General features: G+C 62.8%; 8 protein-coding genes. 4 read left to right on the top strand and 4 right to left on the bottom strand.

Annotated elements, in window-relative coordinates:
• Positions 1-1,771: calcineurin-like phosphoesterase C-terminal domain-containing protein (locus tag ACIPVK_RS10955; protein WP_407612010.1), on the bottom strand; the 1,771-nt coding region annotated here is incomplete at its 3' end.
• 435 nt (positions 1,772-2,206) lie between these two features.
• Between ACIPVK_RS10955 and ACIPVK_RS10950 the strand changes: the two genes are divergently transcribed.
• Positions 2,207-2,602, top strand: coding sequence for a hypothetical protein (locus tag ACIPVK_RS10950; RefSeq protein ID WP_407612009.1), 396 nt, complete (start codon positions 2,207-2,209; stop codon positions 2,600-2,602).
• Positions 2,603-2,679: 77 nt separating this feature from the next.
• Here the strand turns inward: ACIPVK_RS10950 and ACIPVK_RS10945 are convergent, their stop codons facing one another.
• A complete protein-coding gene (locus ACIPVK_RS10945) occupies positions 2,680-3,861 on the bottom strand; it encodes an MFS transporter (RefSeq protein ID WP_407612008.1) in 1,182 nt (393 codons plus the stop codon).
• A 1,071-nt stretch (positions 3,862-4,932) separates the two neighbouring features.
• On the opposite strand from ACIPVK_RS10945, the gene ACIPVK_RS10940 reads away from it, so the two are divergent.
• A complete protein-coding gene (locus tag ACIPVK_RS10940; RefSeq protein ID WP_407612007.1) occupies positions 4,933-6,171 on the top strand; it encodes an acyl-CoA dehydrogenase family protein in 1,239 nt (412 codons plus the stop codon).
• 22 nt (positions 6,172-6,193) lie between these two features.
• Here ACIPVK_RS10940 and ACIPVK_RS10935 read toward each other — a convergent pair whose 3' ends face one another.
• On the bottom strand, positions 6,194-6,991 hold the full coding sequence (locus ACIPVK_RS10935) for a GNAT family N-acetyltransferase (protein ID WP_407612006.1): 798 nt from the start codon (positions 6,989-6,991) through the stop codon (positions 6,194-6,196).
• A gap of 503 nt (positions 6,992-7,494) precedes the next feature.
• Positions 7,495-7,821, bottom strand: coding sequence for a zinc-ribbon domain-containing protein (locus tag ACIPVK_RS10930; RefSeq protein WP_407612005.1), 327 nt, complete (start codon positions 7,819-7,821; stop codon positions 7,495-7,497).
• Between the two features lie 392 nt (positions 7,822-8,213).
• On the opposite strand from ACIPVK_RS10930, the gene ACIPVK_RS10925 reads away from it, so the two are divergent.
• Both ACIPVK_RS10925 and ACIPVK_RS10920 read left to right on the top strand, forming a co-directional pair.
• Positions 8,214-9,329: a PucR family transcriptional regulator gene (locus ACIPVK_RS10925; protein WP_407612004.1), complete on the top strand. Its 1,116-nt coding sequence runs from the start codon at positions 8,214-8,216 to the stop codon at positions 9,327-9,329.
• Between the two features lie 1,510 nt (positions 9,330-10,839).
• The gene (locus ACIPVK_RS10920; RefSeq protein WP_407612003.1) at positions 10,840-12,633 is read left to right on the top strand and encodes a CocE/NonD family hydrolase; all 1,794 of its coding nucleotides are present in this window, start codon (positions 10,840-10,842) and stop codon (positions 12,631-12,633) included.
• Positions 12,634-12,861 lie beyond the last annotated feature (228 nt).

Raw genomic sequence — 12,861 nt, 5'->3', positions numbered from 1 at the left:
CGGTCGCGGTGACCTCCGCGGTGTGCTCGCCGACGGCGAGGCCGGAGGGCAGCTCCAGGCGCCACAGGTGCATGGAGCGGTCCGCGAGGCTGCCGCCGTTGACCAGCTGCTCCTGTGCGGCCACCGGGTCGGAGAACTCGGCGCCGACCAGCGGGGCTTCGCCCGCCATTGCCTGGGTGCGGGTTGCCTCGGTGGAGGCCGCGCCGTCGATGCTCACCTTGACGGTGGAGCCGGTGGAACCCATCCAGAAGTTGGTGGTCAGCCAGGTGTTGTTGGCCAGATCGGACTTCGGTACGGAAAGCGGGCTCTCGAACCCGGGGGCCTTGCCCTTGTTGGAAAGGTTCGCGGCGTACCAGTCGCGGTAGGCCGGGGTGTTCAACCCCAGCGCCATCTGCACGGAGTCGTCCTCGCCGCGGACGGTGAAGCGTTCGATGACCTCGGTGTTCTTGATGTCAAGGGTCAGCACGCCCGGGCGTCCGCCGTCGCGCTGCAGGGCCAGCGGGTAGCCGCTCTCGGAGTCGCGTCCGGAGTACCAGTCGCCGGAAATGGCGCCGGCGGTGATGTGGGTGAAGGGCAGCCCGTCGATCCCGAAGAGGCTGTTCCAGCCTTCAAGCCGGTCCCCTTCGCGCAAGTTCTCGATGCTGTGGGTGTGTCCGCCCAATGCCACGACCTCGCGGCCCTTCAGCAGTTCGTAGATCTCGGCGACCTGGGCGACCTGGTGCTTGGAGCTTCCCTGGTCGGCGAAGTCCAGCAGCGGGATGTGTGCGGCCAGCACGATGACCTTGTTCATCGGCACCTGGGCGATGTCGTTGCGCAGCCACTGAAGCTGCTGCTCGTCCAGGGAACCGGTGTAGTCGCCCATGGCGGCGGGCTGCTTGGTCGGGTACTCGACGGTGTTCAGTGCGACCACGTGGGCCGTGCCGGCGTCGTAGGAGTAGTACTCCGGGCCGAGGTTGGCCTTGAAGGTGTCGAACGCGTGCTCGCTGGTGGTCGCGTCATAGTCCAGGTCGTGGTTGCCGGGCAGGAAACGCGCCGGTCCGTTCAGCACGCTGGTCAGTTCGCGGGTCTGTGGGTAGAAGGACAGGTCGTCGCCGACCACGTCCCCGATGAACAGCGCGCCGCAGCCCTCGTAGTCGGTGCGCTGGGCCAGGTCGGCGAAGGCGCCGTTGCGTGCGTATTCGACCTCGTCCCGGGTGTAGGTCTGGATGTCGCCGCCGATCAGGCAGTGCTGCTCGGGGGACTGGGTCAGCTTGCTCTTGGCCAGCGGGAAGTTCACGGCCGCCGGCAGGGCACCGGTCGGGGCGATGCCGCCGAACTTCAGCTCCGGGGAGCCTTCGGGCAGGTGGTGGTAGGAGAACTGGGCGACGTTGTTTTCGTCGACAGGCACCTGGTAACCGCGCGGCTGGGTGACGAACACGCTCATGTTCTCGAAGGCAGGCAGCTCGTAGCGGCCCTTCGAATCGGTCTTTGTGACCTCGCGTCCGTTCGATACGGTCACGCCGTTGACGCCGCGCTCGTTGGCGTCCTGCTTGGAGTTCTTGTTCTTGTCGTCGAATACGATTCCATCGATCGCCTGCTCGGCGGTGTCGCCGACCGGCTTCACGACATCGACGGCACCGCGGTAGGCGGCTGCGTCCCAGTCGCTTGCGTCAGGGGCTGCGCTGGCGGAGGGGGAGACCAAGGTGGTTGCGGCAAGGATGGCCAGGGTTGCGGCGGTGAGGCCGAGGGGTCGGAAAGAGTTTTTCTTGGGCGGTTGGGTGAACGACTGCACGACGTACCTCCGGGTATGGGGGGAATACCTGCCGACCAGTTCGTCGGCACCTCCAACATTCCAAGCGTGGGTGAATGGGGAGCCGCCATCCCGGGTCTGTCAGTGATCCGGCATGCGACGACTCGCCCAAAACCGGCTGAACTTCCCACAGGCCAAAATTCACGAGCGGTTTGCGCGGCTGTTCCGGCACCGAAACGAGCGTGATCATGCCCTTGAAACCGTTATTCCGAGCCAAGAACGAATGGAGAATCCCCACGGGATTGATAATGCTTGACCGCTGTGGCGAAAAAATAGAATTTTCGCCTGACTAGAATTATTGCGGAATGTTGAACCGAAAGGGGTGGTCCTGTGGAACCAGCTAGTTTATGGGATTGGGCGGACTGGATTGTCTTCCTAGCGAATGTGCTTACAATCTTGGGCGCCATAGGAATCGGTGTGGTTTTACTGCAACTAGTAGGGGATCGAAACGCCCGGCATCGAGATTTTGAGCGCATGTATGTTGAGAGGTACTGGTCGATTTCCGCGAGGCTCCCTGACAGTTTCATGAGGGGTGACACGGATTTCCCCCTCGACGAGATCAATGCCAGGGCGTTCATGGACTATCTGATGCTTTGCGAGGATGAACTTGATATGCGCCAACAAGGATACATATCTGATAAGACATGGAAAATTTGGTCTTCAGCAATTGGAAGCGCTCAATCTAACGAAAAATTGAAGGTCCTGATGGACCAATTCCCTGACGGGAGGCTGGACTTGCTCAGGAATTTCGACGAACGAATCGATCCGCTAACACGGTCGTTGTTCCGCCGATGGTGGGAAGGACTTGTCTAGCTGCCAGTATTTGAAGGCACCAAGTTTGTGGCGGCGAGTGCCTCGACATTGGCGCTCGTTTGCGGCGTATTCGCTCGCTATCCCGCGTGGGCGTCTGGTCCCGAGTGGCGGCGCCCCCAGGCCCCGTGGCCGATCGACGCGGCCATGGTCAGCGCGGCGCTGAGCAGCAGACCGTATCCGAAGATGGCGGCGTAGGATCCCGCTTCGGCCAGCGCCGCCGTGGCGAAGTTCCCCAGCGAACCACCCAGGAACAGCGAAGCGGCGAACAACGAAACCGTCGTCGCGCGGGCCTGCGGCGCGACATCGGTGGCCCAGCCCTGCATGGACGAGTGCATGACGGCGTTGGCCACCCCGATCAAGGTCGCGGTCGTGGTGACCACCGCCGGCACCGGCCAAAGCATGGAGATCCCGCAAGCCAGCGTCAATACCGAGCCGCCGGCACAAATCAGCCGGGTCCGGGATAAGCGGTGCACCAAGATCTTCATCGCCCGTGCCCCGAGAATCACTCCCACGGCATAGCCGGTGGCCAACAACCCGGCCACGCCGATCCCCACGCCGGAGTGCTGCAGCGCAGGCACGATGTAGGTCAGCGCGCCGAGCAACACCATGCCTTCCACCAGGGCAATGACATAGAGGCCAACCGCCGCCCCGGTAAACGCCCGCCGCAGTTCGAAACGGCCGCGAACCACCGAAGGAGCCGAGACCCGGGCCAACGCCAGCAGGATTGCCCCGGCCCCCAGCGCGGGCAGCCCGAAGACCAGCCGCCAATCCACGAAAGTCGCGACGGCTCCGGCGCCCAAGGTGGCCAGGGTCGCTCCCAGGGAGGAATAGATCTGCAGGTCCGAGAGCCCCCTTGCACGGTCCGTCCCCGTCCGGGTGTCGCCCAGCAGCGTGAGCAATGTCGGATAGAGGGCACCGAACATGAAGCCGGTGAAGGCCCTGACGACGAGAAGCGGCACGTAGGTGATGAACAGCGTGCTTGCGACCGACCCGAGCAAGGCCCCAACCAGTGCCATGCGCAAGACGGTCAGCCGACCGAACCGGTCGCTGAGCAAGCCCCACAAAGGTTGCCCGAATGCGTAGAAAAGCGCATAGACAGCGACCAACTGAACTGCCTGGGCCAGCGAAAGAACCGTGAACATGGCCAAGGCGACGAGCATGGGTGGTGTGGCGAAGCGGTCGAAGAACGCCAGGAAGCCGATCGAGCGGAGCACCGGGTCGGGTATCGCGCCCACCGCGTCCGTGGATTCCTTGGCCATGTATTTGCTCGTCCCTTTCCAGGCTCGTCCCTCGGTACATGTAACCAGACGAGCCGGAAGCAAGTGGTTTACGTGACGGGGGCATGCGAGTGGGAGGGAGCGATTCGGTGGGCCGTCGGGAATACCTGCACCATGAATGGACCCAATACCGACGTGGTGATACGACCTGCTCCCCGAAGGTATGGATCCGAGTTGTTCAATCCAACATTCGCGGAGCAGGTTATTGGCTATCTTGCAGGACCATCAGCGTCCAAAGATTTTGCGCAAGAAGGTGCGGAGCCCGCCACTGGAACCCAAGTGGCCTTCAAGCTCCCAAGGACCGGCTGCCGCGTCGGGCAGCCTGCCGTCCTCGCCGTAAAGGAGATGCTTGGTACCGGGTCCCGGGATCTGGGCACCGGCCAGATTTGGGAGTCCGGGGCTTGACGCCGAACCATGCAAGGCGGCCGGACCCATCCTTGGGGTTCTTCCCGGGGTGTATTCCGGGCGGGGAATTATGTTTTTCATGGTCATCACCGGGTCCTTAATCCGTATCTCAATTCTAGATTCGTTGGCCGGACCTGAGCCCAAGAACAGACAAGTAATTTGGCAGTCCACTTGCGCATTCGCCGGAGCCCGGTGTTGGGTTCACATGCAGGAGCCACGTTCCAAATTGGTGTCCAAGGGTGAAGAATCTTTGCGTGGCATGACCGGATGCCGTTGAGGGGCATCCCATTCGACCCAATATGACGCCAAACAAGACCCTGGGCGACGTCACATGTCGATCGTTGGTCGACGTGTGACGTCCGGGTTTCATCGGCTTATTGCGGCTGTTTGAATCGAAGTGTACCCATCCAGAGCGGCCGAGAGACCTGGCTTGTTGACGCCGCAGCAAGTTGACGGAGCAATCCGTTGATAGTGCTTCAGCCAGGAACGATGGAGATCTCGCGATTTCACCCACGGACCGGAATTTCCATGCCCACGGGCAATCGCTTAAGTCGATTTCTTCGCCACCGAAATTGTCGAAGGATCGTGCTTGGTGCCGGATCCCCAAACCATTTCGATCCATTCGTCGACACGACCAGGAGCACACCCATGACCACGACGTCCCTGAACCGCAGCCGGCTCGAGCAGCTTTCCGCACGCTTCGCCCCGCTCTTCGCCGATATCGCCGCCGGCGCCTCGGAGCGCGACCGCACCCAGTCACTTCCCCGCGAGCAGGTTGCGGCATTGGCCGCCGCCGGGTTCGGTGCGGTGCGCGTACCCGAATCCCATGGCGGGGCAGGGGCCACGCTGCCCGAGCTCTTCGAATTGCTGACCGAACTTGCGGCGGCGGACCCCAACATCACCCAGGCGCTGCGCGCGCACTTCGCCTTCGTGGAGGACCGGCTGGTCGCCGCACCGGGGGCCGGGCGCGATGCATGGCTGGCGCGTTTTGCGGCCGGCGAGCTGGTCGGAAACTCCTGGACCGAGATCGGGACCGTGACCGTGGGCGAGGTGAACACCAAGGTCAGCCCCGACGGCAACGGCGGGTTCGTGGTCAACGGGACCAAGTACTACTCGACCGGGTCGACCTTCGCCGACTGGATCGACACCTACGCCCAGCGCACCGACACCGGCACCCGGGTCATCGCCGCCGTCAACGCCCACCAGCCCGGCGTGCAGCTCGAGGACGATTGGGACGGATTCGGCCAGCGCACCACCGGCACCGGGACCTCCACGTTCACCGATGCCGTGGTGACCGCGGAGAACCTCATCGAGTTCGACACCCGGTTCAAGTACCAGACCGCCTTCTACCAGGAGGTGCTGCTGGCGGTGCTGGCGGGAACGGCGCGCGCCGTCGAGCGCGAGTTCGCCGCAGAGCTTGCCGCGCGCAAGCGCACCTTTAGCCACGCCGCGGCCAACGTGGCCGGCGAGGACCCGCAGCTCCTGCAAATCGTCGGCGAGGTCTCCGCGGCGGCATTCGTCGCGGCCGGCGCGGTGGAACGCGTGGCGACTTCCCTGGAACGCGCCTACGAAACCGCCGTCGCGCTGCACGCCGGGGACGTTTCGGAGCAGGAGGACGAGGCGGCCAACGACGCCGCGGAACTGGCCTCGGCCCAGGCCCAGGTGGCCCTGACCCCGCTGGTCCTCAATGCCGTGACCCACGCCTTCGATGCGCTGGCGGCCTCGGCCACCAGCACCACCAAGAACCTGGACCGCCATTGGCGCAACGCCCGCACCGCGGGCAACCACAACCCCTGGGTCTACAAGGCCCGCCTGGTGGGGGACCATGCCGTCAACGGCGCGGCGCTGCCGCGGGTCTGGGCAATCGGCGCGTCGAAAAAGGCGTAGCCGGGCGGCACGGACCCGAGGTTCAGCGGGTCCAGGTGTAGGGCGTGGTCGTCGAGACCTTGAGCATGCCGGAGCGCTCCAGGATGGGACGGGAGTATTCCGTCGAGTCGCTGTGGACCAGTTTCTTGCCGGCCGCCAGTGCCGACCGCGCCCGTGCCGCCGTCAGGGCGCGGTAGATGCCGCGCCCGCGGTAGGCCCGGAGGGTGGCCCCGCCCCAGATGCCGACAAAGTCGGTGTCGGGCACGGGCTCGAGCCGGCCGGCGCCGACCATGCGCCCGTCGGTCTCCGCCACCCACAGCTCCATGCCGTCGTTGCGCGCCAGGCGGTTGATAAGTGCCTCGGCCAGGCGGGTGTTGGCGGACACGCCGAATGCCTCATCGACCATCTCGCTCATGGCGCGGACGTCGGGATCGCTTCCGATGCGCCGCAGGTCCACCCCGTCGGGGGTCGGGACATCGGCGCACAACCCCTCCAGGGCACCGATCATGATCGACTCGGGTTCCCCGGGAAGGAAGCCGTGGGCCAGCAGCGCCTCGTGCAGCCCCGGTGCATGGTCGTGTCCCCGGCTCTTCCACTCGACGCCGGCGATCGTCGGATCCTTGCGGAAGTAGTCGAGCGCCCGGCCGACGAGGGTGGCGATTCCGAATTCGTCAAGGGATCCCAGATCCCGGTAGGTAATGAAGCCTCGCCCTCCGGCGAAGGTCACCAGGCGCAGGGTGCCCAGCCGCGAGACCCGGATCGCGCTGGGAGTTTCGGCCTCGGTGCGCAGCTGCTCGTCGTAGGCTCTGAGGTATTTCTCAAGGTCCGTCACCGGTTTCATGCTGTCAGTGTGGTGTTCCCGGCGCAACCCCCGTTGCGCGGGCCTTGGTACGGGTAACGGCCGTTACCAGTACGCCACCCCTACCCGCTGATGGACAGGCTCACCAGCCCAGATGGGCCGTTCCACGCCTACGACGAAACCACGCACCCGCAGTCGCCGGATGTGTGGCCGACAGCGCCGGACCAGGCAGGCTACTTCCCCCAAGTAGAGATTTGAACTCCGGCTGAATGAAGCGGCTGGGCAGTGAGTTGCGGAGAGCAGGAGGCTCTCAACGGTGCGGGGTGGCGCCGAGACGTTTCGGACCAGCTCTGCTTCCGATCGAATCCGGGCGATGCATTCCAACGCGGTGAGTTCGTCGGAACTAACCGTTTCGGTCCACCCGCTCGTGCGGACCATGTCCTCAGGCCCGAGCCACGTGGGCAAGCCGAGATCCACCCACCACCAACGCTTGATGGCACCTCCAACTGCCAGTGTGTGACTTCCTCCGCTGAAAAATGCAAGATTTAGGAAAGTCCACTCGTCAGCCTTGAAGAAGTCGAGGCGGTTGGTGCCGACGTTGGTGATACCGATCTTGAAGGATCGGTATGCTTTGTGCTCAAGGAAGTAGACGTGGCCGGATTTCCCGCGCTTGACCCTCGGCCTTCAGAGCAGAAGGGGCAGCCCTGGCCATGGGATCGGTTGTTGACCGTTGACTCCCACTCGTGGCCGTCTTGGCACGCCCGCTGCCCATGCAATGGGTTTGTGTTACTCCGTAACAATGAAAGGACATGAATATGGCTGTTTCTGTTGAACTTGGCAAAACCCCCACCGCCCCGGAAGTCGCGTATCACCCTCTCAATAGGAGATTTAGTGCCCTTCTACACATGCCAATCTCTCCCGCGTCCATCGGTATGGCAAGTTATGCACCTTTCAAGGCGTGACACCATAGCGACCCAGCCTCGCTTTCTACAGAAAGGGTTACGGTCCCCGCGATATCCCACCCTCTGCCGTAATTGGCCACCGAGCCGCAGTCGGGCGGAGTGACATGCCGGGCTCCACTTCTTGGGTTCGAGCTCTCAGCGTCCCAGACGACGAGGTTTTGTTGCCCGTTTGTACAGAGTCAACCGTTGCTCCTGTCCGTGATCTGGTGGGGAAGGACGCCGTTAACTGGGCTGTTCGCGTTGCTGCGGACGCGGCACTGAATCCTGTGACAGGATCAGCCGGCTTGCTCGGTGGTTCCAGCTTGAAGACCGTCCAACGCCTCGGAGTCGAATCGGGGTTTCTGAAAATTTTGGAATGTCTATATCGAGGGAAAGCCGTCCCACCCTTCATGAACGCTGATGGGGACAGATACATCGAGGATCTTATCCAGCGACGCATCCCCGTAGCGCAACTACTCGCCCAGGTTCGTCAGGGCCACGCATTCGTGGCGGACCGTCTTATGAACGCCTGCCGCGACCTCATACCGTCAACAGACTGCGCCGAGCAGATGCAGCTCATTTCCCGGGTCTTGTTTGAGTATGTTGATGGTCTCGTCAGCGAGGTCGGACCAGCCTTCGAATCGGCTGAACGGACCTGGGGTGCCTCGGTGTATGCGGCGCGCGCCAAGGCACTTGAGGGCGTCCTCAAGGGGGATGAGTCGAATATGGGCGAGGTAAGTAACCGGCTCGCCTACGATATCGCGCACCGGTATCACGTTGGCATTGCCGTCTACAAGGAGAGCCCCGACAGCTCCGATGCGCTCCTTGTCGAGACAGCGCAGCGTGCGCTAGCCGTACTGGGTGCCACCCAGACCCTGATAGTGCCCCGTGGCCTCATGACCTCGTGGGCGTGGGGTAATTCATCGACCCAGCTTGATGTCCGGCTTGAACCGCAGTCGACGGGCCCAAAGATCGCGGTCGGCCGACTGGGGTATGGACCGGCCGGTTTCCGAACTACGCATGAGCAGGCCCTCGAGGTCCACCGCATAGCGCAACTGCACAGAGGAACGGGGCCCTCACCTTGGTCGTATGACGACGTAAGCCTCCTCAGCATCCTCCTGAAGGAGCCAGAAGTGGCGGCTGAGTTCGTCTCGTGGGAATTAGGGGATCTGACAAAGTCAGATCGCAAGACCGCGGATCTGCGGCTGACTCTGCGTACGTATTTAGAGAACCACAGCCCAAATGCGACCGCGGCAAAGCTTCACCTCGCTAGGAACACTGTCACCTATCGTCTCGGCCGAGCCTCCGAAATCCTTGGGCGTCCGGTGGACGAGCGGCAACTCGAGACCTGGACCGCCCTCCTGCTCCACGAATACGCTCCTACGACATCATCGAGCACCGCCGTAAGACACCCCGGGTCCCGTTTAAACGGGGCATGACTTGACCACGGAGCAGCCGTGCCACATGCCCAAGACGGCGCTGGGTTCACGCTCATGCAAAATTGAGGACTATTCTGCAGCGCTGTCGGCTACGGCGCCCTAGCGGAGGAGGCCCATCGCAACTGTAAATTCTCGGCCAAGCCTGCAACAGGCCTTCTCCCACTTTCGTGACGATGGGATTCTGAGAGGGCGCACAGGGCAGGTGTTACCGAGCGTGCAGTTTGACGATGGCGGAGTCGCCTTGGAAGACGATGGATTTGCTGGGTTTGGTGTTCGTCATGGCGCGGTGGTCGGCACGCTGCCGGGCACTTGGAAATTGCCATCGGTGTCGTCATCACAGTGACGCCATTTTAAGTCACAACAGGACGCAATCAAGTCGGATTTTCAGGTGAGCAGTGCCGGACTCAGCAGATTCCGCGGGTGAAGAGCTCAATGAGGCTCCAGCGCGGCATATCGTGGTCCACCTGTTGCTGACGGTCCAGTGTGGCACCGGCCAGGATAATCAAGCTCCAGCCGAGCTGGCTCTGCCGCCGCTTGGGACGGACCAAGAAGTCGGGATTGAGAGGGAATGCATGCTGCACCCCTTGCTCGTACAGCCAGTGGGCCTGCTTTTATGGCACCAGGCGCACCGTCGAGCCGGGCAGGTCCAGCCGGGCGGCGATCCTCCGGTATCCGCTGCCATCAGCATTGGCCGCCAGCGCGGTCCCGATGACCTCGAGAGTCTCGGATCGGGCACAGGCAACGCGGCCGGCAACAGTACCCGGGTGCGTCCATAGCCAGCACAGTGGGCTCGCCGTGGCTGCACCGTCAGCCGCTCATCGCCCGGGCCCCGCATGGTACGCGTGTGGGCGTTGTCATGGGCGCGTAGCCGTGCCGAACAGTCCGGGCACGGTATTCCGCCTGATAGCAATGCCGCCGCACTCTGCTCGGGGCCGCCCAAGATCATCATCGTGCGCGCTCCGCTTTTATGGTCCGGTGTCCATGCCCACCACCGGGGGAAGGAGCCGCTGCGGGTGGAACCGGCATGGTCGGGGAACGGATCAGCCTTTTTCGAACCGGCCGGCACGGCAACGGCGCCCCGACGACAGGGTTGCGGCAAGGACTGCCCGCCGGTCGGGACCGCGGGTGCGGTCGTCACGCTGACGCCGCCGATGAGCTTTTGGAACAAGGCAGCATCATCGTCACCCATGATGCCGATGCATCACCAAACGATGCGACGCTCAACGGCAGATCCAGAATTCTATTCAGTTGAGCCGGGGCGGGCGACTTGCGCCGAAGTCGCATGCGCAAATGTGACTTGGAACATATCTTGCGCAATCGGCGCAAGAACCGGACCAGTTAATCAATGTAGTTTGACTAGCAACTCCTCGGCACAAACTCGACAGAAGAGGCGCAGTGGGCACCGATAGGTGCAAATCCCCACATCCGTCCCGGTCGCAGACCTGGTGAGTTTTTGTACCGATTGGGCAAGTTGGTTTCGTTGAGGTCCGTAAATACGAAAGCAGGAGAGATGAATAATTTGGTTCGCGAAGATGCAACCGCGAGTGTCAAGCGTCAAGACGGGGAACGGCCTTCGGCGTACCCGGCGGAATGGAAGGTCGAGTTTGGGCCTGCGACACCGCTCCCGGAGGGGTATCAGGTCGGTCGTGAGACGACGCGCCTGGAGGCAGGGACGGTATTCATCCCCGGAGGTAAGCCGCTGCCATGCGATGTCGTCTGGGAGCATGACATCCCGGTAACGCTGCGCGATGGAGTGGTGATCTATACCGATGTGCTGCGCCCGGCAGATCAGGACAAGGACCTGCCAGCCATCGTCAACTGGAGCCCCTATGGAAAGTCGTTGCCTGGGTTCCCCGCCGTGCCCTGGGGGGTGCCGACGGAGAACTTCTCGGGTTTGGGGAAGTTCGAGGGCGCGGATGCCGCCTTCTGGTTGGATCACGGGTATGCCCTTGTAAATCCGGATGCTCGCGGAGTTGGTAAGTCTGGCGGTGACATCCATTTCTGGGGTTCTGTCGAATCCAACGATGGCTACGACGTCGTGGAGTGGGCGGCAGAGCAGTCGTGGAGCAGCGGTAAGGTCGCATTTTATGGGGCGTCGTGGCTGGCGATGTCGCAGTGGGGCATTGCGGCCACGAAGCCTCCGCATCTCGCGGCGATCGCGCCCTGGAACGGAATGTACGACATCTATCGCAGTCATATGCTGTGGGGAGGCATTCCCGATCCCGGGTTCTTCGACTTCGTTCCCTTTATGGTTCCCGGTGATACCAGTTCCATCGAGCGGATCGGAGACATGAGCCTCCGGGAGCCGCTGCTGAACGAGTACTGGGAGGATAAGACCCCGGACCTTTCGGATGTCACGGTTCCGGCCTATGTCGTCATGGACGGGATCACGGGGCTGCATTCTTTCGGTGCCTCCGAAGCGTTCCGGCGCCTGGGCTCAGAGAACAAGTGGTTCCGGATCAACAACACCCATGAATGGAACGACCAGTACACCCTTTACTACCAGGAAGATGTCTTGCGGTTCTTCGACCGATACCTGAAGGATATCGACAACGGTTGGGAGGAAACTCCTCGGGTTCGGGCGTGCATCATCAATGCAGGCGGTGAGGACTTCGTGGACGTGCCGTACACGCAGTGGCCGGTGAATGAAACACGCTACAACGAACTGTATCTAGACGCCGGCACCGAGAGTTTGTCAACGGCCCCGCCTGCGGACGTTTCATCGGTCAGCTACCCCGGTGTGGATGGTGCGGCCACGTTCACGATCAAGTTTGACCAGGACACGACCCTGCTTGGGTATATGTCCGCGAGGTTGTGGGTCGAGGCGCAGGATGCCGAGGACATGGACTTGTTCCTCCTCGTCGAAAAGCTCGACGCCGACGGGAACCTGCTCGCCCCGCATCGGGAATTCGCCGACGCCTACCCCGTCTCACCTCCCGGGGCCCCGGGGCGCCTGCGGGTGTCGCTACGCGAGCTCGATGCGGAGCTTTCGACCGACTTCGTGCCGGTACAGGCGTTCCGCCGCCACCAGAAGTTGGCTCCTGGACAAATCGTCCCGGTCGACATCGGCCTCACGCCAAGGTCGTACTTCGTGGAGGCTGGCCAGCAGCTGCGGTTGACCGTGGCCGGCTACAACGTCCGCGGTACCGGTGTCGACGCTCACGCTCTGACGGACAAGGCACTGCTCGGGGCCCGGTTGTCCGCCGAAACCCCACGTGCGGAGAACAGCGGCAATCACATCATCCATACCGGGCCGGGATACCTTTCATACCTCAAGGTGCCGGTGGTTGAGAATCCGCGCTAAATCGGACGATCGACGATTCGATGACTTTCCGCACCGAGCCGACCATCCCGAGCGGCTGTTCACGCCAGTCAGCCACAACGCCTGACCTCATCCAGCGATCCTGAACGGCCGGCGGTGCCAGGCAGGGCAATAGTCCCGCCAACCGCACCGCCGGCTTCCCAGGACTGCGTGCCACAACAAATCAAGCAGTTTCCCCTCAAGAAAACCTGCTGGGGGCCATTCGACTTG

The sequence above is a fragment of the Paeniglutamicibacter sp. MACA_103 genome (genome assembly GCF_045798555.1).
Taxonomy (GTDB): domain Bacteria; phylum Actinomycetota; class Actinomycetes; order Actinomycetales; family Micrococcaceae; genus Paeniglutamicibacter.
This window is presented reverse-complemented; position numbering and strand designations above follow the sequence as displayed.

What these genes read in the sequence shown, in the direction of transcription:
- ACIPVK_RS10945 (WP_407612008.1), bottom strand. Translation starts at nt 3,861, where the DNA reads ATGGCCAAGGAATCCACGGACGCGGTGGGCGCGATACCCGACCCGGTG.
- ACIPVK_RS10940 (WP_407612007.1), top strand. Translation starts at nt 4,933, where the DNA reads ATGACCACGACGTCCCTGAACCGCAGCCGGCTCGAGCAGCTTTCCGCA.
- ACIPVK_RS10935 (WP_407612006.1), bottom strand. Translation starts at nt 6,991, where the DNA reads ATGAAACCGGTGACGGACCTTGAGAAATACCTCAGAGCCTACGACGAG.
- ACIPVK_RS10920 (WP_407612003.1), top strand. Translation starts at nt 10,840, where the DNA reads ATGAATAATTTGGTTCGCGAAGATGCAACCGCGAGTGTCAAGCGTCAA.